This window comes from Acidipropionibacterium jensenii DSM 20535, assembly GCF_000425285.1.
Lineage (GTDB): Bacteria > Actinomycetota > Actinomycetes > Propionibacteriales > Propionibacteriaceae > Acidipropionibacterium > Acidipropionibacterium jensenii.
Genome location: NZ_AUDD01000019.1, coordinates 1 through 25,886 on the forward strand (window position 1 = coordinate 1; position 25,886 = coordinate 25,886).

Consider the following 25,886-nt stretch of genomic DNA (forward strand, 5'->3'; position numbering starts at 1 on the left):
AGCCCGACGATCCGGTGCTCGGTGCTCCGCGACAACCGGTTGGGGCTGTGAGCCGGCCGGGAGGAGTGATCGATCAGCGGCTGGCCGGCACGATAGCGATCGGCCCAGCGTTTCGCGGTGGCCGGACTCACCTGGAAGCGCTCAGCAGCCCGTCTCAGGGGCCAGCCGTCGTCGACGATGCAGGCGGCCAGCCGGAGCCTTCCAGCGGGGGTCAGGGGTGCGTTAGCGTGGGTCACAGAGGCCTCCGGTTCCTGGATGCGTGTGTGGTAACCCACATCCTGCCGGAGGCCTCCCCCCTCAGCTCAACTGTTCACAACGTCCCGGGGAAGTACACCTAGGCCAGCACGAGCTCCCTGGGCCCACCAAGCCGCACCGGGCCTCACCAAGCCGCACCGGGCCGGGAAGACAGGGAGGACCGGGCTGGAAAGCCCGGTCCTCCCTCACATGCCGCTCGCAGAGCCGTTACAGGTTGGCCTGACGATCGGCGACGACCGCGGTCAGCGCCCCGAACAGCGGGTGGTCGGAGCCAAGGCCGGTGACCTGGGTGACGAACTCACCGGGCTCGAGATCTGCCAGCAGCTTCTGCAGCTCGACGCTCTGCGGATCCTCGGGCACATCGAACTGGAGAGCCTTCCCGACCGCCTCGACGAGGGCGTCGACCGGCAGGCCGGCCTCCGCCAGTGCCGCCGCGGGTCCGATGAACCGCTCGGGGCCCGACAGCTTGCGCAGCGGCTGACGTCCCACCCGCTCGACGGTGTCGGGCAGGGCGGGCTCGGCGAACCGGTTCAGGATCTTCTCCCGGTAGCGCGCCAGGTCATCGGGATCGAGCCCGTGGCGCCGGCTGAGAAGGGTCGACGTCTCGGCCTGGACCCGCTTGACGAGGTCGGCCACGGCCGGGTCCGCGAGGGACTCGGCGATGCTGTGGTGACCCGCCGCGAAACCTGCGTAGGCGGCCGTCGCGTGGCCGGTGTTGACGGTGAAGAGCTTGCGCTCGATGTAGGGGGCCAGCGAGGGGACGAAGGTGGCACCGGGCAGATCCGGGACCTCGTCACCGAACGGAGGCTGCTCCACGGCCCACTCGAAGAACGGCTCGACGGCCACATCCAGACCCGCATTGGGATCCTGGGCCGGGACGATGCGGTCCACGGCGGTGTTGGCGAACACCGCGCGACTCGCGATGGTCTGCCAGTCCCCGGCCGCCTTCTTCATCTCGCCGACCAGCACATCGGTGGCATTGATGGCGTTCTCGCAGGCCATCACCGCCAACGGTGCCGCCGACGGATCGCGGGACTCGATGCCGCGGTTGATGACCGGAGCCACGAACCGCAGGATCGTCGGGCCGACGGCGGTCGTCACGACGTCGGCCGTGGCGATCTCGTGGACCAGGTCGTCCTCGTGCTCGGCGCTGTTGATCCCCCGGTAGCCGGTGACCGTGTGGTCGTGGCCGGACTCTCCCACCTCGTGCACGCGGTAGCTCGGCTGCGCGTTGAGGGCGTCGATGAGAGCCGCGCTGACGTCTGCGAAGACGACCTCGTAGCCCGCCTCGTGCTCCAGCAGACCGATGAATCCGCGCCCGATGTTTCCGGCTCCGAAGTGAACTGCCTTCTTGCTCATTCTGCATTCACTCCCTCGAGGATGTGGTAGATCCCGTCGGCATCAGGGGCGTCCAGCAGCTTCTGCGCCTCGTCCTCGTCGGAGAAGATGATCGCGATCTTCGACAGGATGGTGAGGTGCTCGTTGTTGACCCCCGCGATGCCAGCGACGATCCGGACCGGATTGCCGTCTCCCCAGTCGATCGGGTTGGCGTAGCGCACCAGGGAGATCGCCGAGTGCGCGATCTTCTCCTTGGCCTCATTGGTGCCGTGCGGAATCGCGAGGTGGTTGCCCATGAAGGTGGACACCGTGTGCTCACGCTCCACCATGGCATCGACGTACTCCTCGGACACGGCGCCCGCCCTGACGAGCAGGCCGCCGGCCTCACGGATGGCGTCCTCCTTCGTCGACGCGGTTCCGGACGCAATGATGAGGTCGCGCGAAAGGATCTCACTCATGGGACTCAGCCTCCTGGGCTTCCTTGATCTCCGTCACGACGGTCTCGTAGACGGGGCTGTTCATGAAATTGTCCACCGACAGATGCTTTGCACTGGGCGCCTTCTGCCTGGCCCGGTCTGTGAGCTCGCGCTGGGTGATGACCAGGTCGACGTCATCGGAGAGGCTCGCCACCGCAAGGTTCGTGACCGTGACGCCCTCGACACCAGCCTTCTTGAGCCTACTGCGCAGCACGCTGGCACCCATCGCACTCGAGCCCATGCCGGCGTCGCACGCGAAGATGATCTTGTGCACCGAGGCCATCGAGGGCTCTGCGGTTGCGACGGGACCGGCGGCCGCGGCGGCCGGGGAACCGGTCTGCGCGTCCTCGGACTTCTGGTCTCCCAGGTTGCCCAGGACGGCGATGCTGCCGCCCTTGTTGGCCTCGGTCTGGGCGATGGCGGCGCTGAGGTCGCCCGTCTTGCCCGCGCCGAGGTCACGACGGCGGGAGGCCCGCAGGATGACCGACGCCACGATGAAGGACACGGCTGCGGCCAGCACGACCGAGAGGATGACGCCGATGAAGCTGCCGCGCGGCGTCTGGGCGATGACGGCGATGATGCTGCCGGGGGCGGCAGGCGCCCTCAGGCCACTGCCGAACACCGCGTTGGTCGCGATGCCGGTGGCGCCACCGAGGATGGCCGCCAGGATGAGGGTCGGCTTCATGAGCACGTAGGGGAAGTACACCTCGTGAATGCCACCGATGAACTGAATCACCGCTGCACCGGGGGCCGACGCCTTCGCGGCGCCGATTCCGAAGAAGGTGTAGGCCATCAGGATGCCGAGGCCGGGGCCGGGGTTCGACTCGACGAGGAAGAGCAGGGACTTGCCCGCCTCGATGGTCTGCTGGGTGGCCAGCGGGACGAGGACGCCGTTACCGATGGCGTTGTTGAGGAACAGCACCTTGGCGGGCTCGACGATGACCGCCAGGACGGGAAGCAGCTGGTGGCTGGCGAGCCATGCCGCACCAGATCCCAACCACGAGCTCACCTGGGTCACCAGCGGCGCGACACCGAAGAATGCCGCCACCGACAGCCCGGCGGACACGATTCCGGCCGAGAACATGTTGACCAGCATTTCGAAGCCGGGCTTGATCTTGCCGTCCCAGATGCTGTCGATCTTCTTCATGATCCAGGCGGCCAGCGGACCGACGACCATGGCGCCCATGAACATCGGGATGGTGCTGCCGACGATGACGCCGACGGTCGCGATGCTGCCGACCACACCGCCCCGCTCGCCGTAGACGATACGGCCGGCGGAGTTCGCGATGAGCAGCGGGAGCAGATAGGTGATCATGGGCTGGACGAGACCGACGTACTGCGTGAAGGTCGCGCCGTTGGCGGCCTTGGCCAGCGTCGTCGCCGCGCCCTGCCAGCCGATCAGGTCGGCATTGCCGAATCCACCGAGGATCCCGTTCGGGGCCCATCCGGTGGCGATGAACAGGGCGGTGATGAGGCCCCAGGCGACGAAGGCCGGCAGGTTCGGCATGACCATGCCGGACAGGAAGGTGCCGAACTTCTGGGCGCCGACCTGGGCTCTCTTCAGGCCGGACTGGGCCGGCGGACTGACTTCTGTTGTCATCATTGACTCGATTCCTGTGAGTGACGGTGTTCCTGATGGGAGTCGGCGGCAGCTATCAACGGCAGAACCTCGTGGCCGTCACCGCCGTGCATGGTGGACTCGGGCAGTACCGCGACCGTCGCGCCATGGCGGGCCGCGGCGTCCCGGATCTCATCCAGATGGGCCGACAGGTGAGTGGCGACCAGGACGACGTCGGCATCGACGACGCGATCCTCGAGCTCGGTCAGGGCGCACGGAGTCACGACCACCGCCAGGCCCGCCTCGCCTGCGGCGTGGCGCACCCGGTGTGCGACGAACGCACTGGAGGCGCCCAGACCGCACACGATCACGATCCGGCGCGCACCATTCGTCGAAACCTTTGCCATCGATTCCCTCCTGATGACATATTGGCCTGCGACAAGAGGTCACGACCAACACGTCTCTTTCCGCACCCGAGGAAGATCCGCTGCGTGGCCCATGGCACTATTGGAATGGCGACGGGCCAAGGAAGGTCCCACGAGATGGGCATCCGCCGAAGGTCGGCAACGACGGGGGCGCGGTCGTGAACCAGGAACGGGAACAGCAACTGGTCGAGCGTCTCGGTCGTGCCGAGGCATGGACGACCAGCAGCTCTCTGGCCGATGCCCTGGGAGTCACCAGGCGTTCCATCAGGAACTATGTGGCGTCGATCAATCGGCACTCCCGCAACCACGAGATCATCGAGTCGAGCCCGCGCGGCTACCGGCTCAACGCCGCCGCCTACGCGGTCTACCGCGAGTCCTTGTCCGCCGGTGAGGCGGCGACCCCCCGTCAGCGGCTCTACGACCTGGTGCGCACGCTCGTCGACAGCGACGACGGGGTCGATCTCTACGAGCTCGCGGGCGAGCTCGCCGTGAGTGACTCCACCGTCGAGTCCGATCTGGGCCGCGTCCGCCGCATCCTGCCCGAGGGCCTGGGGCTGTCGCGGTCCGGCAGCATCGTCGCCCTGGCGGGCGGGGAACGGGCCAAGCGCCGACTGCTGAGCCGGATGTTCCACGACGAGACCGAGCACGGCGTCGTGGGACTGGAGGCCATTCAGCGGGAGTTCGTGCCCGATCACCTCTCCGAGTTCAAGACGGATCTGGTCTCCGCGTTGCGCGAGGCCGGCTACTACGTGAACGACTTCGGCATCGACAGCGCCCTGCTGCACATCGCGATCGCGGTCGACCGCACCAGGAAGGCTCCCGTCGCCGAGGAGGCCGAGGCCGTCCCGGATGACCCGGTGGCCAGGATCATCGCCGGGCTCACGGCGCAGCACTTCGACGTCGCCCTCAGCGGCGACGACCTCGAGTACCTGCCCTCCCTGCTCGCCGTGCACGCCATCACCCCCCTGCTCAATGACGCCGGGCGCTCCTACCTCGACCCGAAGATCGTGGCGGTCGTCCGCTCGGTCATCGAGGACGTCGGGCGGGAGTACCTCATCGACCTGTCGGATGACGAGTTCATCAACCGGTTCGCGCTGCACGTGCGCAGTCTGCTGCGTCGGGCCAGTCAGCGCGCCTACTCCCGCAACCCGCTGGCCGGCTCCATCAAGACCTCCTACCCGATGACCTACGAGCTGAGCGTGTACGTGGCCCGAGGCCTGCAGAAGCGGCTCGGCGTGACCTTCAACGACGACGAGATCGCCTACATCGCACTGCACATCGGCGCCTACCTGTCGGAGCGCGCCCAGGCCGAGGAGCGGGTCACCTGCACGATCGTCTGCCCGACCTACTACGACCTGCAGACCACACTGCGAGACCGGGTGCAGGTGATGCTCGGGGACGTCCTCGACGTGAAGATGCTCATCGCCAGAACCGATGTGGACTGGGACCGTCTGGGCACCGACCTCGTCCTGACGACCATCGAGCCGCCGGTGCCCTCGCCCTCGGCCCTGGTGATCAAACCCTTCTTCTCGCCGGCCGACGCGGACCGGGTGCGCGGCGCCCTCCCCCGGATCCGGACGACGCGACGCCGCCGGGCCATCAAGGAGAACCTGCTGGCCTACTTCGACGAGTCGCTGTTCGTCCGGGACGCGCCGCTGACGGGCGCCGACGACACGATCCGGATGCTCGGGGACCGCATGGTGGCGGCCGGTGCCATCACCTCGCAGTACGTCGCGGGCGCCCTGGAGCGCGAACGGCTGTCCTCGACGGTGTTCGCCGACGGGCTGGCCGTCCCGCACGCCCTCGAGATGTCGGCCCGGCGGACCGTGATCGCGGTTGCCATCAACGGGTCCAGCATCCCGTGGGGCGGCAAGAGGGTGAATGTGGCTGCCTTCGTGGCCTTCAGCTCGGACTCCCGGTCCGACTTCCAGACCTTCTTCGACCAGTTCATCGCGGTGTTCTCAGACGGTTCGAACCTGCGGCGGATCGTGGAGCAGGCCACCTCGTTCCAGGCCTTCATCGCCGAGCTCACCGCGATCCTCGACTCCTGAGTCCGAGGGCGCTGCGCCGGGGCCGCACACAGCGACGTCGGCCGGCCCCAGGCAGTCCCGGGGCCGGCCGACGTCGAAGCGGGCCGATCAGTCCTCCGCGAGGGTGACCTCCAGGCCCCCCATGACCTGGGCGGCCAGGTTGTACAGGAAGCTGAACAGGGTGGCCAGAGCGGTGAACAGCACCGCGTCGATCGCACCGATGATCGCCGTCAGACCCAGCACCCGACCGGTGTTGAGGTAGTCGGACAGCTGGAACTGCTCCTGGGAGGTGGGCGAGGCGATGAGGTCGTTGACGGCCTTGTTCATCGAGTCGAAGGCACCGGAGGCGCCGATCACGCCCCACACCACCCACACCGCGATGAAGAAGATGATCGCTCCGGCGACGCCGAACAGCAGCGAGGTCTTCATCACCGACCACGGGTCGATCCGGGAGATCCTCAGCCGTGCCTTGCGGGTCCTGCGCAGTCCCGCGGCGGCGGTCCGGCCGGCAGGGGCCTGGACCGGACTGCTCGGGGCCGACTGGACGCCGGCGGCCGAGGCCCCGGAGACCGCGGCCTGATTCTGTCCAACCGAGCTCTGTGCGGCCGGGCCCTGCGCGCCCTGGTTCTGGGCCGGCGGAACCGGTCCGGACTGGTTCGAGGGGCCCGGTCCGAAGCTCTCCCGGGCGTCCTTGGCGGTCCAGTGCGTCGCGTCGAGGTCGTTCCCACCCGGGTCTTTTCGGGGGTTCACCCGCGTCCTGAAGTCACTCACCGTCGTCCTCTCCAGTTGCGACGCCGTCCTGGTCGGTGCCCACGCTACCGTGATCCTGCTCGGAGTCGGGCACCGTGCCATCGGCGGGCGTGGTGTCGGTCTCCTCATCGTCCTCGCGCTCCGGGTTGAGCGCGATGAGGGAGACGGCGTCCTTGCCCTTGACGGAGACGAACTTCACACCCATCGTCGAGCGGCCCTTGACGGGAATCTCGGCCACCTGGGAACGGGTGACCTGTCCGGAGTTCTTGATCGCCATGACCTCGTCGGCCTCGCTGACCACCAGCCCGCCGACCAGCGAACCGCGGTCCTCCGACAGCGCCATCGCCTTGATGCCCAGGCCGCCGCGGCCCTGGCGCCGGTACTCCGAGACGGCCGTCCTCTTGGCGAACCCGCCGTCGGTGACGGTCACCACGAAGCGGTCGTCCTCGGGCATGTCGGCGGAGATGATCGACATCGACAGCAGCTCGTCGTCGCCGCGGAACTTCATCCCGGTGACTCCCGAGGTGGCCCGCCCCATCGGCCTCAACTGGTCGTCGGAGGCGGCGAACCGGATCGCCTGGCCCTTGCGGGAGATGAGCAGGACGTCGTCATCGGGTCCGCACAGCTCGGCGCCGATCAGCTCGTCGTCCTCGGTGCGGAAGTTGATCGCGATGACGCCGGCCGACCGCGGGGAGTCGTAGGCGGACAGGACGGTCTTCTTCACCAGTCCGCGCCGGGTGGCCAGCAGCAGGTAGGGCCGGTCGTCGTAGCCGCGCAGCGTCATCACCTGGGTGATGTGCTCCTCCGGCAGGAAGCTCAGCAGACCTGCGACGTGGCCGCCGCGGGCGTCCCGGCCGGCCTCGGGCAGCTGCCACACCTTGGTCCGGTAGACCCGGCCCATGTTGGTGAAGAACAGCAGCCACTGGTGGTTGGTGGTGGCGAACAGCTGGGCCACCTCGTCGTCGGCCTTGAGGGCAGCCCCCTTGACCCCCTTGCCGCCGCGCTTCTGGACCCGGTACAGGTCGGTGCGGGTGCGCTTGGCGTAGCCGCCGCGGGTGATGGTGACGACGACGTCCTCGTCGGGGATGAAGTCCTCCTCGGAGAAGTCCCCGTCGGCGGCGATGATCCGGGTGCGCCGGTCGTCGCCGTACTTGTCGACGATCTCGGCGAGCTCGGTGGAGACGATCTCGCGCTGGCGGGCCTCGTGGGCGAGGATGTCCTTGAAGTCGGCGATCTGACGCTCCAGATCGGCCAGCCGGTCGATGATCTTCTGGCGCTCCAGGGCGGCCAGTCGACGCAGCTGCATGTCGAGAATGGCGCGCGCCTGCACCTCGTCGATGTCGAGCAGCTGCTGCAGTCCGGCCGAGGCCGTCTCGGTGTTGGGGGAGCGCCGGATGAGGGCGATCACCTCGTCCAGCATGTCGAGAGCCTTGACCAGGGCGCGCTGGATGTGGGCGTCCTTCTCGGCCTGGGAGAGCCGGTAGGCGGTCCGGCGCCGGATCACCTCGAGCTGGTGGGTGATCCAGTAGCTGATGAACTGGTCGAGTCGCAGGGTCCGGGGGACGTTGTCGACCAGGGCCAGCATGTTGCAGCCGAAGGTGTCCTGCAGAGCGGTATGCTTGTACAGGTTGTTCATCACCACCCGCGGCTGGGCGTCGCGCTTGAGGATGATGACCAGCCGCTGGCCGGTACGGGCCGAGGAGTCGTCGCGGATGTTGGCGATCCCGTTGATCCGCCCGGAGTTCACCAGGTCGGCAATCTTCTGGGCCAGGTTATCCGGGTTGCACATGTAGGGCAACTGGGTGACCACCAGGCACTGGTGGCCGGCCTTGTCCTCCTCCATGTCGATGACCGCGCGCATGGTCACCGAGCCGCGCCCGGTGCGGTAGGCGTCCTCGATCCCCTGGCGGCCGACGATGAGCGCCCCGCCGGGGAAGTCGGGCCCCTTGATGCGGGCCATCGCGGCCTCCAGCAGCTCCTGCTGGCTCGCCTCGGGATGGGCCAGGGACCACTGGACGGCCTCGTTGACCTCGCGCAGGTTGTGGGTCGGGATGTTGGTGGCCATTCCGACCGCGATGCCGCTCGAGCCGTTGACCAGCAGGTTCGGGAACCGGGCCGGCAGGACGATCGGCTCGGTCTCCTTGTTGTCGTAGTTCGGCTGGAAGTCGACGGTGTCCTGGTCGATGTCGCGGACCATCTCCATCGCCAGCGGCGCCATCTTGCACTCGGTGTACCGCATCGCCGCGGCCCCGTCGTTGCCCTGGGAGCCGAAGTTGCCCTGCCCCTGGACCAGCTTGTAGCGCATCGCCCAGGGCTGGGCCAGCCGCACCAGGGTGTCGTAGATCGCCGAGTCGCCGTGCGGGTGGTACTTGCCCATCACGTCCCCGACGACGCGGGAGCACTTGTTCCAGCCGCGGTCGGGTCGGTAGCCGGAGTCGTACATGGCGTAGATGACGCGGCGGTGGACGGGCTTGAGGCCGTCGCGGACGTCGGGCAGGGCGCGCCCGACGATGACGCTCATCGCATAGTCGAGGTAGGCGTTCTGGATCTCGTCGCGGATCTCGACGGGCTGGACGCCGGTGTGGCGTCCGGTCACCAGGCCCTGGGTGTCGGCCTGGTTCTGCTCATCGGGACCGGTCTCGTCGTCAGCCATGGAATTCCTTGTCAGTGATCATGCATGAAGTTGTTGATAAAGGGCCGGCGACCCCTGCCCCCTGCCGCGGGCCCCCTCCGGAGGGGGCGGGCGGCCTCGCGAGGGGCGTCCTCCTCAGATGTCGAGGAACCGGACGTCCTTGGCGTTGCGCTGGATGAAGTGGCGGCGCTGCTCGACGTCCTCTCCCATCAGGATGGAGAACATCTGGTCGGCCATCGAGGCGTCCTCCAGAGTCACCTGGAGCAGCAGCCTCTTCTCGGGGTCCATGGTGGTGTCCCACAGGTCCTCGGCATCCATCTCGCCCAGGCCCTTGTACCGCTGGATCGGGTTGACCTGGGGCAGCTTCTTGCCGTGCGCGATGCCGTCGTCGCGCAGCGCGTCGCGCTCCTCGTCGGAGTAGGCCAGCTCATGGGCGGAGTTGGTCCAGCGCAGCCTGAACAGCGGCGGCTGGGCCAGGTAGACGTGGCCGGCGTCGATGATCGGGCGCATGAACCGGAACAGCAGGGTCAGCAGCAGGGTCCGGATGTGGGCCCCGTCGACGTCGGCATCGGCCATCAGGATGATCTTGTGGTAGCGCAGCTTGTCGAGGTCGAACTCCTCGTGGACGCCGGTGCCCAGGGCGTTGATGATGCTCTCGATGGTCTCCGAGCTCAGCGCCCGGTCCAGTCGGGCCTTCTCGACGTTGAGGATCTTGCCGCGCAGCGGCAGGATCGCCTGGATCATCGGGTCGCGGCCCTGGGAGGCCGAGCCACCGGCGGAGTCGCCCTCCACGATGAAGATCTCGCACTCCTCGGGATCGGTGGAGGAGCAGTCCTTGAGCTTGCCGGGCAGCGAGGTCGAGCCGAGCAGGCCCTTGCGGTTGCGGGCCATGTCGCGGGCCTTGCGGGCCGCCACCCGGGCCTGGGCGGCCGCCTGGGACTTGCGAACGATGTTCTTGCCCTCGTTCGGGTTCTCCTCGAACCAGTCCGACAGCCTCTCGTTGAGCACCTTCTGGACGAAGGAGCGGGCCTCGGTGTTGCCCAGCTTGGTCTTGGTCTGGCCCTCGAACTGGGGCTCGGTGAGCTTGATCGACAGGACGGCGGTCAGGCCCTCGCGGATGTCGTCTCCGGAGACCCGGTCCTCGCGCTTCTTGATCAGGCCCCAGGTCTCGCCCCACTTGTTGACGGTGCCGGTCAGCGCCGCCCGGAAGCCCTCCTCGTGGGTGCCTCCCTCGATCGTGTTGATGGTGTTGGCGAAGGTGTGGACGCTGGTCGCGTAGGAGGTGTTCCACTGCATCGCGATCTCCAGGCCCATCCCCTCGTCGGGGCGGTGCTCCTCCAGGGAGATCACGGTGGGGTTGATGACGTCCTTGGGGCCGGTGAGGAAGCGGACGTAGTCCTGCAGGCCCCGCTTGTAGCAGAACTCGTCGTGCAGCGGCTCGCCGTCCTCGCCGACCCGGCCCTCGCGGCGGTCGGTCAGCGAGATCGACAGGCCCTTGTTGAGGAAGGCGTACTCGCGGAACCGGGTGGCCAGCGTCTCGTAGTCGAAGACCGTGGTGTCGAAGATGTCGGCACTGGGCTGGAAGGTCGTCGTGGTGCCGGTCTCGTCGGTCTCCTCGAGCATCTCCAGTGGGGCGTCGGGCTCGCCGAGGGTGAAGGCCTGGCGCCAGCGGTGGCCGTCGCGGCGGACCTCGACGATGTAGTGGCTCGACAGCGCGTTGACCACCGAGGAGCCGACGCCGTGCAGGCCGCCGGAGACCTTGTAGCCGCCGTTGCCGAACTTGCCGCCGGCGTGCAGCACGGTGAGCACCAGGGTGACGGTGGGGATGTGCTCGACGGGGTGCTCCTTGACCGGGATGCCGCGGCCGTCGTCGACCACCCGGCACCAGCCGCCGTCGAGCAGTTCGATGGAGATCTTGTCGCAGTATCCGGCCAGTGCCTCGTCGACGGAGTTGTCGGCGATCTCGTAGACCAGGTGGTGCAGGCCGCGCTCGCCGGTCGACCCGATGTACATGCCGGGGCGCTTGCGGACCGCCTCCAGGCCCTCGAGGACCTGGATCTGCTCGGCGTCGTAGGCGCCGTCGACCATCGTGGGGGTGATGTCGTCGGGTGTGGTGTCGGCCTGTGCGCCGTCAGCGGTGGGGGTGTCGTCCACCAGGAGTTCACTCATCTCTGGGTCGGACGACGGTTCGGGCTTCGGCGACTGGCTCACGGGCAACGCGCTCCTGTGTGATCGGGATGATCGGAGAGAGGATCTCTCGGCGTCGGGAGATCCGCGCGAGCGGTTTCCCTGACATCGGCCCCACTCTACTCCTCCTCACCCCCGAAATCCCCTCGGCCCCGCCGCTCAGCGCGGCCCTTCGCGGGGTGGGCCCCACTTCAGGACGCCGTGAGTGCCGCTGAGAGTCGCGCGACCCCCGGTCTGGACTCCCGGGCCGACTCCGGGGGTCCAGACCGCGACACCGGGGATCGCGGGAGAGCCGGCCCGCGGTGAGGGGTCACCGGTCCGGTGCTCCTCCATCACCGGGTCTCCATTCACCGGATCGCTGGTACCGGCTCGCTGGTGTGGCGCTCACCCGGTGATGGGTCGGATCCCGACCCGTCGCACCGCCGGGTACAGGGCCGAGGTGACCGGCAGACCGGCCAGCCGGCCGGCACCGTCCAGGGCGGTCCCGGGGTGCTCGACGATCCGCACCCCGGGAACGGTGCGGGTCAGGTGCTCGTCGAAGGCCTGGCGCACCACCTCGGAGCCGAAGACCTTGCCCACCCGGGCCACCGACGGGGTCCCGACCGCGCGGGTGACAGCTGGGGCCGGGGTCCGGGTTGCGCTCTGCTCGGTGAGCCCGACCACCCGCAGGGCGGCCAGCACCGAGTCCGCCAGGGTGTGCCCGGCGTCCCGGCAGATGCCGGCGGCCACCGGGTCCTCGGCGGCCAGCTCGGCGGTGATCCTGGCGTAGCGGGCCACCCGGCTCACCTTCCCGGGGTCGGCCTGGACCTGGAGGTAGAGGGTCGACAGGTCGGGGAACTCGCTGGTCACCCGCTCGGTGAGGGCGGTCCGGGGGCCGCGTCCGTCGTAGGCCCTCAGGACCGCATCGATGGCGGCCCGGCCGATCCAGAACCCGGACCCGGCGTCTCCGAAGAGGTATCCCCATCCGTCCACCCGGGCGACCCGGTGCTCGCCGACGCCCAGGGTGACCACCCCGGTGCCCGAGGCCACCACCGCGCCCAGGCTGACGTCGCTGGCCCCGCCCTCGGCGTTCTGGGCCAGGGCTCCGAGGTAGCTCGTCACCGAGTCGTGGGCGAGGATCACCTCGCTCACCCGGTCGCTGTCGACCAGGCGGCCCACCTCGGCCGGCTCGGCGTCGTCGGACCATCCCGAGGAGCCCACCGCCACGGTGAGGTTCTCGGTGCCCTCCGGCAGGTCGCCTGCGGCCCGGCCGATGAGTTCGGCCAGCTGGGGTTCCAGCGCGCTCTGGGTGAACACCGGGCCGTACTCGGTCTCCGAGACCGTTCTCCCGGCACTCATCAGGCGCGCCCGCGAACCGCTCTGCCCGCAGTCGATGGCCAGTAGCTCACTCATCGTCGTTCACCTCTCCGTGTCCGATCCCGGCCCTCGTGTCGACGTCTCGTGTCGACGGCCGCATCCATTCTTCCGCCATCGCACGCCCGAGATGAGCATTCCTGGGATCTGGGAGCGGGATCTGCACGACTGGCGGTGCGGTGCGGCCATACTCGGTCCCATGTCATCCGGCGATCTCCCTCATGTCACCGTTCTGGACAGCGGCTGGACCCTCAGCCATCTGGGCGGGGCTCCGGCCCCGTTCCCCATCGAGGAGATCGACGCCCGGGTTCCCGGGTGCGTGCACACCGACCTGCTCGAGGCCGGGCTCATCGCCGATCCCTTCCACGGCACCAATGAGCACCTCACCGACTGGATCGGGCTGTCCGATGTCCGCTACCGGTGCCGCTTCGCGACCCCTGCGGGAACCCCTCCTCGGACGCCGTCCGAACCATTCGAGCCGACCTCCGAGTCATCCGAGGCGTACGAGACGGCCGGGCCCTCCGAACGTGTCACGCTGCGGTTCGAGGGGGTCGACACGGTGGCCGACATCGTCCTCAACGGCACCCTGCTGGGCCGGGTCGCCGACATGCACCGCAGCTACGACTTCGACGTCACCGACCTGCTGCGTCCCGGCCTCCCGCAGGACGCCGGTGGCAGCCCTGCCGAGACCGGGGCCCCTGACTGCAATGTGCTGGACGTCGTCATCCATGCCCCGGTGACCGCGGCCCGGGAGGCGGCCCGGCGGATCGGCGACCGGCCCCAGACCGGTAACGCCCATCCCTTCAACGCGATCCGCAAGATGGCCTGCAACTTCGGCTGGGACTGGGGTCCCGACCTGGCCACCTCCGGGCTGTTCCGGCCGGTGCAGTTGATCCGCTGGCGCACCGCACGGCTGCGGGACCCGCTCAGCGTGGTGGCGGCTGTGGCACCCGGGGCCGGCGGTCAGGTCGGGACCGTCCGCGTCCAGCCGTTCGTCGACCTCGACCCGGCAGCCACCCTGGCAACGGCCGACCTGACTGTCGACGTCTGCCTCACCGACCCCCAGGGCCGGACCCTCGCCACCGCCCGCCACCGGCTGACCGGGGCCGACGACGTCACCCTCCAGGCCCCAGACCCCCGGCTGTGGTGGCCGGTCGGGGAGGGTGACCAGCCGCTCTACCGGGTCGACGTCTCCCTCATCTCTCCGGACGGCAGGGTGCTCGACCGGCGCAGCCGCCGGGTCGGCTTCCGCAGCGTCGAACTGATCACCCGGCCCGACGAGCACGGCACCAGCTTCACCGTCCGCGTCAACGGCCGCGACCTGTTCCTGCGCGGGGCCAACTGGATCCCCGACGACGTCTTCGTCTCCCGGATCGGCCACCAGAACTACCGGCGCGGCATCGCCGACGCCCTGGACGCCCACATGAACGTGCTGCGCATCTGGGGAGGCGGGCTGTTCGCCGACGAGTGGATGCTCGAGCGCTGCGACGAGGTCGGCCTGATGATCTGGCAGGACTTCCCGTTCGCCTGCGCCGCCTACGCCGAGGAGCCCGAGCTGTCCCGCCAGGTCGAGGCCGAGGCGGTCGAGAACGTCATCCGGATGTCCGTCCACCCCAGCCTCATCCTGTGGAACGGGTCCAACGAGACCATCGAGGGGTACGTCCACTGGGGCTGGCAGGACCATCTGGCCCCCGACCAGAGCTGGGGGCTGGACTACTACACGCGGCTGCTGCCCGAGATCGTGGCCCACTGGGACGGCACCCGTCCCTACACCCCGACCTCTCCCTTCAACCCGGTCGACCTGATGGACCCGCGGAATCCCGATCATGGATCGGTGCACTCCTGGCAGGTGTGGAACCAGCTGGATCAGACCCACTACCGCGACTCCGTGCCGCGGTTCTGCGCCGAGTTCGGCTTCCAGGGGCCGGCCGAGCGGGCCACCCTCGCCGAGTACCTGGACGACGACCCGCTCACTGCCAGCAGTCCGGGGATGGTCCTCCACGAGAAGGCCGCCGACGGGCTGCGGAAACTCGAGGACGGCTACGCCCCTCATCTGCCCCGACCGGTCGACTTCGAGGACTGGCACTTCACCACCTCGCTCAACCAGGCCCGGGCGATCGAGTGCGGGATCTCCTGGTTCCGATCATGGTGGCCGCGCTGCGCCGGATCGATCATCTGGCAGCTCAACGACTGCTGGCCGGTGAGCTCGTGGGCGGCGGTCGACTCCCGAGGACGCCGCAAACTGCTCTGGTACGCGCTGCGCGACCTCTACGACGACCACTTCCTCACCATCCAGCCGCGCACGACTGACGGCCTGGGCGGTGTGCCCACGGTGGTCGCCAGCAATCTGGCCGGATCTGCCTGGGAGCAGACGCTCAGCGTCCAACGGTGCGATCTGGGCGGGCGGGTGCTGGACTCACTGACCACCCCGGTGGTGGTCGGACCGCGCGACAATCTGACGATCGCCCTGCCTCAGAGCCTCATCACCCCCGCCGACCCGAGCCGCGAGCTGATCGTCGCGCAGCTGGGCGACCGGCGAGCCCTGTGGTGGTTCGTCAGGGACATCGATCTGGCCCTGGAACCCGCAGATCTGGACATCATCCCTGGTGAGGCCATGATCACCGTGACGGCGCACAACCTCGTCAAGGATCTGTGCCTGCTGTGCGGTCCGGGCGACCCGGTGCTCACCTCCGGGCGACGACGTCTCACCCTGCTGCCCGGGCAGACCGCGGTCCTGCACCTCGATTCGGCGCGACCGGGTGATTCGACACGGCCGGCAGGGCCGCGGCTGCGCAGCGTCAACGACCTGTTGGAGGCCGCCCGCCGCAGGCGCTGAAGCAGCGTTCCCGTGCCTCCCCGGTGCCTGCCGGGTGCGTCGCCACAGTGTTGAGTCGGTCGAGTCGGCTGAGTCGGTTGACTCGGCGGCGACTCAGATGCCGGGGCCGGCGAGGAAGGCCAGCGTGTCGGGGGCCGCGCAGATGGCGACCTTCTCCCCGGCGGCCAGCCACGCCGATCCGCCCGCGGTCACGGTGAGGCTCTGGTTCCCGGCGCTGCAGTCCAGGGATCCCTCGATGACCAGCAGGATCCGGCCCCGTTCGGTGTCGGGCAGCTCCACCGGTTCGGACGGGGTGAGCCGCCACAGCCGGAACTCGGGGTAGGGGGTCTGGTACAGGGCGATGCCCGGGGCGCACGGCTGCGCCAGGGAGGGCACCACCGGATGCGGTTCCAGATCGGCGATCGTGAGCAGGGCGTCGATGTCGACGTGCTTGGCCGTCAGGCCGCCGCGCATCACATTGTCGGAGTTCGCCATGATCTCGATGCCGGTGCCCTGGAGGTAGGCGTGAATGGTGCCGGCCGGCTGGTGGATCTGCTCGCCCGGGCTGAGCCGGACACGGTTCATCAGCAGGGCGGCCAGGATGGACGGATCCCCCGGGTGGTCTGTGGCCAGGTCGACGGCGGTCCTGGCGAACTCCCCGGCGGGCCCGACGCCGTCTGCCCGGTAGCTGCGGGCGGCGTCGAGGAGCTGTGTGAGAGCGGCCCGGACCCGGTCCGATCCGGTGAGGCAGTCGCGGATCACGGCGGCCAGGCCGGTGGCCGGGTCGGACTGCCTCAGCGGCTCCAGGACCTGGTCGACCAGTGGCATCGGACCGAGGGCCGCCACCAGGGCCAGCGACTCGGCGGGGTCGCGGAATCCCGAGAGGGCGTCGAAGTCGGTGAGGGCGACGATCATCTCCGGCTTGGGCCAGTCGTCGCGGAACAGTCTCTCGGGGACGTCCAGGGGGATCCCGGCGGCATTCTCGGCGGCGAAACCGGCCTGGGCCTGGGCCCGGGAGGGGTGGGCCTGAAGGCTCAACGAGTGGGCTGCCGACAGGATCTTGACCAGGTAGGGGAGTCGCTCGCCGAAGGTGGCGCGCGAGACGTCACCGATCTCCTCGCCGTGCCGGGCCAGGTACTCGTCCAGGACGTCCCCCGAGCCGACCTCACCGGACTGCGGGTCGTCCAGGGCCGAGGGGGCCGAGGCGTGTGCGCCGAGCCAGTACTCCGCCCACGGGGCGCCGTCGGGGGGAGTGCCGAGGATCCGTGGAATGTCGTCGGTCGAACCCCACGCATAGTGCTGGACCCGTCCGGTCAGCGACCGCATTCCACCCCTCCTTGTCGACCGGTCCGTCCCGGTCCCAGACAGAGTCAACCACGAGTGCGCACCGGCTACACAGAAACGGCGATCTCACCGGTCGGGTCGGGGGCCGTCAGCCGTAGGTGTCGCGGGGACCCCGACCGGGCACGCTGCGGATCCCGTGCTTCCAGCTGGGTGCGGCGGGTCCCTCCACGACCACCCGGGTGACCGTTCCCTCCCCCAGCTGATGGTTGAGCTCGGCAACCAGATTCGCAGCGATCGATCGCAGCGAGGTGGCCCACACCGTCGACTCCGCCTGGACTGTGAGCACGCTGTCCCGGTAGCCGATCGGATGGGAGTGATGGGCGTTGACCGGCCCCACGAGATCGCTCCAGCGTTCCAGAACGACCCTCAGGCTGATCTGCCGGGACCATCCGCGGTCGGCGATGAGACGATCCATCGCCGTCCCGAGGGAGACCGGGTCGCGACCGTCGGGTCCCGATCCCGACCAGGGGGAGGAGCGACGACGACGCCGCTTGCGGGTGCGTCGGATGCCCATCGGCGGGGGCAGGATGACGTCGTGGTCGGCCCCTGACCGGGGGGTTCCGGCCGGATCGCCCCTGGCCGACAGGGCGATGATCCGAGCCAGGTCGACACCCTCGTCGTCGTGGTCGGCCAGGGCCTCCAGGTCGAACTCGTCGGGAGCCTGGTCGGGGTCTCCGGTGCTATCGGGGCCCCCGGACCGGTGCTCGCTGTGACTCTCGACGCGGCCCCCGCTGTGACGAGGTGCGCTGGTGGACTGTGGATCCTCGGGCGTGGTCGGGTCAGTCATCCTGCCTCCTCCCGTCATCGTCGCTGTGCTGTCCATCCGGGTCGAGCTCGGCACCACTGGTGGTCGTGCTGCTGGGCTCGCTGCTGCTGGACTGGTCGCTGTGGGTCCCATTGTCGTCGGACCCACTGACAGTCTGGGACATCTGCTGGTCGGCGGGGTGCACCTCTCCTCCCCCGACGTGGAACCGCGCCCCGGCCAGCTGGGCCGGCACGTCCTGGGCGACCGCCGCGGTCACCAGAACCTGGTCGGCGTCAATGACGGCGGCGGCCAGCCGGTCGCGACGGGTGGCGTCGAGCTCGGAGAAGACGTCGTCGAGCACCAGCACCGGCTCGATGCCGTCGGCGCGCAGCAGCTGGAAGGAGGCCAGGCGCAGCGCCAGGGCGAGGGACCAGGACTCGCCGTGGGAGGCGTACCCCTTGGCGGGCAGGTCGCCGATGGACAGGATGACGTCGTCGCGGTGGGGTCCGACCAGGGTGACCCCGCGCACCAACTCGTCCGGACGGCGTCTTGCCAGGGCGTCGAGGAACTCCTCGACCAGCAGGGTGCGGTCGACCGGAGCACCGGGGTCCTGCCCGGCGACCGGGGGCTGCCACAGCCGGGAGAGGTCGAGGCTGGCCCGGTAGTCGGCGCTGGCCAGGTCGTTGACCGGCGCGATCTCGCGGTAGGCGGCCGAGGCCAGCGGCATCACCGCGGTGAGGGTGTCCAGCCTGGCCGACAGCAGTTCGGCGCCGATGGTGGCCAGCTGGTCGTCCCAGATGTCGAGGGTGGCGCCGATCTCGGACCCGGCGGAGGCGCCTCGTCCCGACACCGACTTCAGCAGCGCGTTGCGCTGGCGCAGCACCCGCTCGTAGTCGGCCTTCACCCCGGCCATCCGGGGCCAGCGGGTGATCACCAGGCTGTCCAGGAACTCGCGGCGGTCCGAGGGGTCCCCGCGCACGATGGCCAGGTCGCTGGGGGAGAAGACCACCGTCCTCAGTACCCCGAGCAGGTCACGGGTGCGGGGCAGGTTCGCCCGGTTGATGCGGGCCCGGTTGGCCCGGTGGGCGTTGATCTCGATCTCCAGCAGCAGGGACCGGTCGTCGCCGTGACCGGCCCTCACCCGGCCGCGCACCACCGCCTGGTCGCAGCCCATCCGGACCAGCGGCAGATCCTGGCGGACCCGGTGGGAGGAGAGCCGGGAGAGATACTCCACGGCCTCGACGAGGTTGGTCTTGCCCTGGCCGTTGGAGCCGACGAAGGTCGTGACGCCGGGTGCCATGGGCACGTCGGCGCGGACATAGGACCGGAAGTCGGTGAGGGACAGATGCTCGACAAACATCGGGACGATCCTAGAAGACGACGATCCCGGTGAGCCACGGGAGACCGACGGCCCGGGTGGTCGTGGCCCATGATCACCGGGTGCCGGACCGGCAGGCCCGGGTCCGTGAGAGGTCGGGACCGGGTGGTCTGACTGGTCAGGCCCGGGACAGCCAGGACCTGCCGCAGTGGACGATCGATCCGACCGGCAGATGAGGGTCGTCCCCGGAGCGCACCGCGTCGACGATCTCGGCAGGCTCGGCGGGACCGTCCCCCTGGAGGCTCCAGTCCTCCTCGGTGGCCACGATGAGGAAGCGCGGCACCGGGCGGTCCGAGTCGTCGCGACTCACCGGTCCGATGACGACCACCAGGCTTCCGGTGACCGTGGCGACGAGCAGCGCGTCGAGCTCTGCCAGCAGGGCGTCCGAGCCCGTGTCGCAGGCGTCGCAGGCGCACCCGGGAAGGAGTCCGAAGTCGACCGGGTCGTCGGCGATGCCCAGTGCGACGCAGGTGATGCCGCCGTCCTCCAGGACGGTGGTGCGCAGCGGGAGAGTGCCCTCCCGCGCACTTGTCCACAGGCTGGTGGTGGCTGTGGACAACTTCTCCTCCGGCGGGAGATCTCCCGCCGATGGTGTGTCCCCGGGCTCCGCGACGTCGACTCCCCAGGCCTCAGCGAGACACCTCCGCCACGCCTCCAGGCGCAGCCTCAGAGCTCGGAAACGGCCGGGATCTGTGACCCGTCCGTACTCCTCCTCCATGACTCGGCGACCCTCGTGCGGATCGGGCCAGGAAGGAGCGTCGAGCCGGCTGAATTCGGCATCGACGGAGGCCATGGCCTCGTCGATGATGCTCATGTCCGAAGTCTGGCATGGGGTCCGGGGGCCACTGTCGTCACCCCGTCTCAACAGCTCCGGTCCCCCAGTGGTAAAAGACCCGGCGCCCCACCACCTGAACCACCCACTACCCAGCCCGCCTTCTAACCCACCTCACGCGTCCACCCCCACCCCACGCGTCCACCCCCACCCCACGCGTCCACCCCCACCCCACGATGCTCGCGAAGTTCGACGATGCTCGCGCTATAGCGCGAGCATCGTCGAACTTCGCGAGCATCGTGGACATTTCCGGGCCGGGACACTGCCGGGCCGGGACATGTCGAACCCCGGCATTTCAGACCTGGGCACTCCAGACGACCCCGGACATGGCGACGGACCCCCGGTTGTGACCGGGGGTCCGCACACGACGGGGGGACTGAGTCCCTCAGGTCAGTTGGGCAGCCTCATGAGCATGATCACGTGGCGGTAGTCGACCTCCGGCTCCCCCTCCAGGGAGTCCAGGCCCATCACCAGACAGGGCTTGCCCGGGGCGGTGAAGGAGAAGTCGACGAAGGGGGTGTCCAGAGCCCCCAGCGCATCGGTGAGATAGTGCGGGTTGAACCCGGCGGCCAGGATCGACGGATCCCCGTCGACATGGTCGGTGACCAAGGCCTGGATGGCCTCGGAGGCCTGGGCCTGGTCGCCGGTGGCCGCCGACAGGGCGATGTCGTCCTCGTTGATCTCCATCCGCAGCGAGGTGTTGCGCTCGGCGACCAGGGAGACGCGACGCACCGCAGCCATCAGCTCGTCGGTGCGCACCCGCACCGACCGGGTGGCCTTGATGTCCATCAGGTGCCGGACCTTCGGGAACTCGCCGTCCAGCAGTCGGGTGGTCATCCGGCGGCTGCCCGCGGTGCCATGACCCTCGAAGCCGACCAGCCCGTCGCCGGTGGCTCCCGAGGACAGGTTCACCGTCACGCTGTCGCCGGCTGTCATCGACCGGGCGGTCTCGTTGAGCACCTTGGCCGGGACCAGGGCGGTGGCCTCCAGATCGGTGGCGGCGGGCTGCCAGGTGATCTCCTTGAGGGCCATCCGGTACCGGTCGGTCGCCAGCAGGGACAGGGTGTCGCCGTCGATCTCGACGCGCACCCCGGTGAAGACGGGCAGCAGTTCGTCGCGTCCGGCGGCCACCACGACCTGGGCGACGGCCTTGGCGAAGACGTCGGCGGCCACCGTTCCGGTGGTTCCCGGCATCTCGGGCAGGGCCGGGTACTCCTCGACAGGCAGCCCCTGGAGGGTGAACCGGGCGGACCCGCAGACCAGCTCCATCCGGGAGGCGTCGGCGGTGATCTCGACCGGCTTGTCGGGGAGGGACTTGGCGATGTCGGCGAGCAGCTTGCCGGAGACCAGCGCCTGACCCGGCTCGTCGACCTGGGCGGTGAGGGTGATATGACCGGTGGTCTCGTTGTCGGAACCCGACATCGTCACGGTGTCGCCCTCGGCGCGCACCATCAGTCCGGCCAGGATCGGCACGGCCGGCCGGTTCGGCAGGGTACGGGCAACCCAGGAGACTGCATCGGCCATGACGTCGCGTTCCAGCCGGATCTTCACGTGGATCGCCTCTTCTGGTTGTGGAACAAGTTCATCTCGCAGCACACGACTGCGCGCGCATCGATCATATCCAGCCCACCACCCCTCACGCGCCGACAGCAGCCGCGACCTGGAAGGCCCGGTTGAAGGTTGAGGTCCCGCCACTCGGTCCCACTCGGTCCCGCCACTCGGTCCCACTCGGTCCCGCCACTCGGTCCCACTCGGTCCCGCCACTCGGTCCCACTCGGTCCCGCCACTGGGTCGCACTGTCCCGCCACTGGGTCGCACTGTCCCGCTACTCTGCCCCACTACTCGGTGGCGATGGCGGTGAGCACGTTGATCCGGGTCGCCCTCCTCGCCGGCCACACCGCCGCCAGCACCCCGACCGCCGCGGCCGCCACCAGGAAGACCAGCAGCTGGAGCCAGGGGATCGACAGCACGGTGATCCCGTCGTCGACCAGCAGACGCTGCAGGACGGCGCCGAAGATCACTCCCAGGATCAGGCCCACCACCGCTCCGAACAGGGCGATGAGCACGGACTCCAGGGTGATCATCCGCCGCACGTCGCGGCGCTTCATGGCGATCGCGCGCAGCAGTCCGATCTCCCGGGTGCGCTCGATGATGGACAGCCCCAGGGTGTTGACGATGCCCAGGATGGCGATCACCACGCTCAGTCCGAGCAGGGCGTAGATGAACACCAGGATCTGATTGATCTGGGCCATCTGCTGGCCGGCGTACTCGTTGATGTCCATCACCGAGACCAGCGGCATGTCGGCGGTGGCCCGCTCCAGTGCGGCACGGACGGCGTCCCGGTTGGCGCCCGGGGCGATGTTCACCGAGACGAAGGTGTCCTGGCGTCCCAGCCCGACCCGGGTGAGGGTCTGCTTGTCGGTCCAGATGCCGGCGCCGGCCTGACCCTCTCCCGAGCTGAAGACGCCGACCACGGTGAAGGTGACCTTCTTCTGCTTGGAGGCGTTGTAGCCGGCGAAGGTCGACCCGACGCGCATGCTGCGCATGGAGGCGGCGTCCTCGGAGATGATGACCTCCCCGGGGGCGCGGAACATCCTGCCCTGGACGATCTTCTGCGGGAACATCGTGTCCAGGTCGGAAGGCTTCATCCCGGCCACCGAGAAGTAGAGCAGCCGGTCGCCGCTGCCGCCGGGCAGGCGCTGCAGCTTCCCGTCCGGGCCGAGCAGCTGGAAGCCCGCGGTGGTCATGGTGTGCACGGACTCGACGCCGGGGACCTTCGCCGCGCTGGTGGCCACCTGGGTCGGGAAGTCGTCGAATCCCTGGCTGCCGATGAGGTAGTCCCCGCGCAGCCCCTGATGCACCTGGTCGGAGATCGAGGCCTTCGCCGAGGCACCGAAGACGGTCATCAGGGTGACCAGGGTGAGGCCGATCATCAGGGCCGAGGCGGTCGCGGCGGTGCGGCGCGGCTGACGGATGGAGTTGAGTTCGGCGATCCGCCCCACCTCGCCGAAGCCCGCGCGGTAGGCGCGCCCGACCAGCCAGACGACGGGCCGGCCGAGCAGCGGGGTCGCGATCGTCACCCCGATGGTGACCAGTCCCATCCCGATCCCGGCCCAGGCGGCGTCGTGTCCGGGATGGCCGAACAGGCCCATCAGGATTCCGATCGTCCCGACGCCGGCCATCGACAGTCCGACGGCGGTGCGGGCGCCCAGCCCCTGGGGGTTCTCGGTGCGCGACCCGGTCATCGCCTCCACCGGGGGGACCCGGGTGGCGCGCTGGGCGGGCAGCAGGGCGGCGACCAGGGTGACGGTCATCCCCACCACGACCGAGATGGCCACCGCTCTGGCCGGCACCGACAGGTGGGAGACCCCCAGGTCGTAGCCGGCCATCGCCATGAAGGTCTTGATGGCGTAGGCGACGCCGATCCCGGCGACCACTCCCAGCGCGGAGCCCACCAGTCCCACCACCGCGGCCTCCACCAGGACCGAGTTGCGCAGCTGCTTGCGGCTGGCGCCGATCGCCCGGTACAGGGCCAGCTCGCTGGACCGCTGGGCGATGAGGATCGAGAAGGTGTTGAGGATCAGGAAGGCGGCCACCACCAGGGAGATCCCGGCGAAGATCAGCAGGAAGGTGTTGACGTACTTCAGCGCCTCGTTGATCTGGGAGGTGACCTCGGCGGCCAGTGTGGCGCCGTTGGTGGCCCGAATATTGGAGGGCAGGAAGGCGTTGATGGCGGCGGCGACGGCGTCCCGGTCGGCGCCCGGCTCGGTCTGGACCCGCACCCCGGTCCAGGCGTCGCGGCCGGTGGTGAGCAGGGCCTGGGCGCGCGCCGGGGTGAAGAAGATGTAGGAGGCTCCGGCGGTGCCTCCCGACTCCCAGCCGGCGGTGCCGACGACGGTGACGCGCACGGTCCCCCTCTCGGGGGTGATGACGCGCATCGTGTCGCCGATCCGGTAGCCGGACTTCTCCAGGGTGGCGGGATCGACGACGATCTGGTCGTCGGCCCTCGGGGCGTGCCCGGACTTCAGGACGACGCCGGGCTGTCCGCCGTAGACCGGCAGGGTGGTCCAGCTCATCCCGAGCTGGGGCGGTCCGAAGGCGGTGAGGGCCTTGCCGTCGGACCCGATGGCGTAGACCCCGGGGGTGCTCACCACCCCGACCGCCTTCGCGACGCCGGGGACCTCGCCGATCTTGGCGACCAGGTCGGAGCTGATGAGCGGGGCCTCGGCGCCCGCGGAGACGACGGCGACATCGGTGCGCGGGGACACCTCGACGTCGCTCGTGGTGCCCTTGACGATGGCATCGAAGGATCCCTGGAGCATCGCGGTGAAGATGAAGGAGCCGGCCACGAAGGCGACTCCCAGAACCACCGCGAGGGTGGACATGAGCAGCCGCACCTTCCGCGCCCACAGCGACTTCCAGGTGGTCTTCCACACGGTTCTGCTCCTTCCTGCGTCCGGTTGATCAGTTGGTCAGTTCGGCGACGCCGGAGACTCCCGAACCGGACGTCGGCGCGACGGGGCGGGCGGCCACCGGCCGGCGCGGGCGACGGGCGGGACGCGGTGCGGCCGGTGTCCGCTCGTCGAGACGGGCCATGGTGTCCAGGACGTGCTCCCGGGTGGGGTCGGCGAGGTCGTCGACGATCCGGCCGTCGGCCAGGAACAGGGCCCGGTCGGCGAAGGAGGCGGCGACCGGGTCGTGGCTGACCATCACGATGGTCTGGCCCATCGTCTCGACGCTGGATCGCAGGAAGTCCAGGACCTCGCCCGAGGAGGTTGAGTCCAGGTTGCCGGTGGGTTCGTCGGCGAAGATGATCTCGGGCTGGGAGACCAGGGCGCGAGCGCAGGCGACGCGCTGCTGCTGACCCCCCGACAGCTCGGAGGGCTTGTGGCTGAGGCGGTTGGCCAGTCCGACCGTCTCGATGACCTCGTCCCACCAGTGGGGGTCGGGTCTGCGACCGGCGATGGCCAGCGGGAGCAGGATGTTCTCCTTGGCGGTCAGTGTCGGCACCAGGTTGAAGGACTGGAAGATGAATCCGATGCGATCGCGGCGGAGCTCGGTGAGGCCGTTGTCCGAGAGGGTGGCGACGTCGGTCTCCCCGATGAAGGCCTGTCCGGAGGTGGGCCGGTCCAGTGCGGCCATGCAGTGCATCAGGGTCGACTTGCCCGAACCGGAGGGTCCCATCACGGCGGTGAAGTGTCCCTGCTCGAAGCCCACGTCGACACTGTCGAGGGCAACCACCAGGGTGTCGCCGCGACCGTAGGTCTTGGTGAGCGCGGCCGCGCGTGCAGCGGGTGCCGTCATCTGTCCTCCTGGAACTGGTGTCGGGTGCGCGGACCGCGGTGCGCCGGTCCGGTGTCCCAGTGTGCTCTTGTCCACAGCCTGCATCGACCCAGGACCCGTGAAGGGTTGTCCACACGGTGCACCGCACTTACTTTGAAGACCTTTGGATGTATGTCCTTTCGCCGTAGTCATCACCACTGTGGAACCTGTGGAAAACTCGAGTATCCCCTAGTCAGAATGGGATTGAGGGTGTGCAGTGGGATGGGGATCGAGGTGGATCCCGAGGGCCTTGCTGTGGACCTTTTCGGCTGTGAACAGGCGTCCCCCGGTTGTCCACCGGTTATCCACAGGCCCCTGGGGACAACCCCCACCCACCGAGTCTGGACCGGGATCACGACGACGAGAACGGCGGTCGTCCCCGGTTCTGGGGACGACTGGACCCGACTGTGCAGAGGATGGGCGGCAGCCGACGACGGCGTGTCGCG

Annotated in this window: 18 protein-coding genes; 2 read left to right on the forward strand and 16 right to left on the reverse strand. The window is 69.2% G+C overall.

Going from position 1 to position 25,886, the window contains the following annotated elements:
- The 5 genes from H590_RS0110605 to H590_RS16160 form a co-directional block, all read right to left on the reverse strand.
- The coding region (locus H590_RS0110605) for a leucine zipper domain-containing protein (protein WP_028703541.1) at nt 1-236 on the reverse strand (236 nt) is incomplete at its 3' end.
- A 226-nt stretch (nt 237-462) separates the two neighbouring features.
- Nucleotides 463-1,614 (reverse strand): mannitol-1-phosphate 5-dehydrogenase, encoded by a 1,152-nt coding sequence (locus H590_RS0110610; protein WP_028703542.1) that lies wholly within the window; start codon nt 1,612-1,614, stop codon nt 463-465.
- On the reverse strand, nt 1,611-2,051 hold the full coding sequence (locus tag H590_RS0110615; RefSeq protein WP_028703543.1) for a PTS mannitol transporter subunit IIA: 441 nt from the start codon (nt 2,049-2,051) through the stop codon (nt 1,611-1,613). The genes H590_RS0110610 and H590_RS0110615 overlap by 4 nt, the downstream gene beginning before the upstream one ends.
- The gene (locus tag H590_RS0110620) at nt 2,044-3,672 is read right to left on the reverse strand and encodes a PTS mannitol transporter subunit IIBC (protein WP_197720466.1); all 1,629 of its coding nucleotides are present in this window, start codon (nt 3,670-3,672) and stop codon (nt 2,044-2,046) included. The genes H590_RS0110615 and H590_RS0110620 overlap by 8 nt, the downstream gene beginning before the upstream one ends.
- Complete coding sequence (locus H590_RS16160; RefSeq protein ID WP_051238513.1) at nt 3,669-4,034, reverse strand: PTS sugar transporter subunit IIB; 366 nt, start codon at nt 4,032-4,034, stop codon at nt 3,669-3,671. The genes H590_RS0110620 and H590_RS16160 overlap by 4 nt, the downstream gene beginning before the upstream one ends.
- A 176-nt stretch (nt 4,035-4,210) precedes the next feature.
- Here H590_RS16160 and H590_RS0110630 point away from each other — a divergent pair, with 176 nt between their 5' ends.
- Nucleotides 4,211-6,103 (forward strand): BglG family transcription antiterminator, encoded by a 1,893-nt coding sequence (locus H590_RS0110630; protein ID WP_028703545.1) that lies wholly within the window; start codon nt 4,211-4,213, stop codon nt 6,101-6,103.
- An 87-nt stretch (nt 6,104-6,190) separates the two neighbouring features.
- Here the strand turns inward: H590_RS0110630 and H590_RS0110635 are convergent, their stop codons facing one another.
- From H590_RS0110635 to H590_RS0110650, 4 genes are all read right to left on the reverse strand, one after another.
- Nucleotides 6,191-6,853 carry a DUF3566 domain-containing protein gene (locus H590_RS0110635; RefSeq protein WP_414973622.1) on the reverse strand — a complete coding sequence of 221 codons (663 nt, stop codon included), beginning with the start codon at nt 6,851-6,853 and terminating at the stop codon, nt 6,191-6,193.
- The gene (gene gyrA / locus H590_RS0110640; RefSeq protein ID WP_028703547.1) at nt 6,846-9,485 is read right to left on the reverse strand and encodes a DNA gyrase subunit A; all 2,640 of its coding nucleotides are present in this window, start codon (nt 9,483-9,485) and stop codon (nt 6,846-6,848) included. The genes H590_RS0110635 and gyrA overlap by 8 nt, the downstream gene beginning before the upstream one ends.
- Before the next feature lie 114 nt (nt 9,486-9,599).
- Complete coding sequence (gene gyrB, locus H590_RS0110645; protein ID WP_172599475.1) at nt 9,600-11,633, reverse strand: DNA topoisomerase (ATP-hydrolyzing) subunit B; 2,034 nt, start codon at nt 11,631-11,633, stop codon at nt 9,600-9,602.
- 402 nt (nt 11,634-12,035) lie between these two features.
- Entirely contained in the window at nt 12,036-13,043 is a 1,008-nt protein-coding gene (locus tag H590_RS0110650) for an N-acetylglucosamine kinase (protein ID WP_028703549.1), read from the reverse strand.
- Between the two features lie 160 nt (nt 13,044-13,203).
- Here H590_RS0110650 and H590_RS0110655 point away from each other — a divergent pair, with 160 nt between their 5' ends.
- Complete coding sequence (locus tag H590_RS0110655) at nt 13,204-15,840, forward strand: glycoside hydrolase family 2 protein (protein WP_036982022.1); 2,637 nt, start codon at nt 13,204-13,206, stop codon at nt 15,838-15,840.
- Between the two features lie 93 nt (nt 15,841-15,933).
- On the opposite strand, the gene manA is transcribed toward H590_RS0110655, so the two are convergent.
- From manA to H590_RS0110690, 7 genes are all read right to left on the reverse strand, one after another.
- The gene (manA, locus tag H590_RS0110660; protein WP_028703551.1) at nt 15,934-17,145 is read right to left on the reverse strand and encodes a mannose-6-phosphate isomerase, class I; all 1,212 of its coding nucleotides are present in this window, start codon (nt 17,143-17,145) and stop codon (nt 15,934-15,936) included.
- A gap of 106 nt (nt 17,146-17,251) precedes the next feature.
- A complete protein-coding gene (locus H590_RS16165; protein WP_084149450.1) occupies nt 17,252-17,950 on the reverse strand; it encodes a DciA family protein in 699 nt (232 codons plus the stop codon).
- Complete coding sequence (gene recF / locus H590_RS16170) at nt 17,943-19,268, reverse strand: DNA replication/repair protein RecF (RefSeq protein ID WP_084149451.1); 1,326 nt, start codon at nt 19,266-19,268, stop codon at nt 17,943-17,945. The genes H590_RS16165 and recF overlap by 8 nt, the downstream gene beginning before the upstream one ends.
- A 136-nt stretch (nt 19,269-19,404) precedes the next feature.
- On the reverse strand, nt 19,405-20,100 hold the full coding sequence (locus H590_RS0110675; RefSeq protein WP_028703552.1) for a DUF6226 family protein: 696 nt from the start codon (nt 20,098-20,100) through the stop codon (nt 19,405-19,407).
- A 408-nt stretch (nt 20,101-20,508) separates the two neighbouring features.
- Nucleotides 20,509-21,669: a DNA polymerase III subunit beta gene (gene dnaN, locus H590_RS0110680; protein WP_028703553.1), complete on the reverse strand. Its 1,161-nt coding sequence runs from the start codon at nt 21,667-21,669 to the stop codon at nt 20,509-20,511.
- A gap of 287 nt (nt 21,670-21,956) precedes the next feature.
- Nucleotides 21,957-24,554, reverse strand: a complete 2,598-nt coding sequence (locus tag H590_RS0110685) for an ABC transporter permease (protein ID WP_028703554.1) — start codon at nt 24,552-24,554, stop codon at nt 21,957-21,959.
- 28 nt (nt 24,555-24,582) lie between these two features.
- Nucleotides 24,583-25,422 carry an ABC transporter ATP-binding protein gene (locus H590_RS0110690; protein WP_028703555.1) on the reverse strand — a complete coding sequence of 280 codons (840 nt, stop codon included), beginning with the start codon at nt 25,420-25,422 and terminating at the stop codon, nt 24,583-24,585.
- Nucleotides 25,423-25,886: the final 464 nt, after the last annotated feature.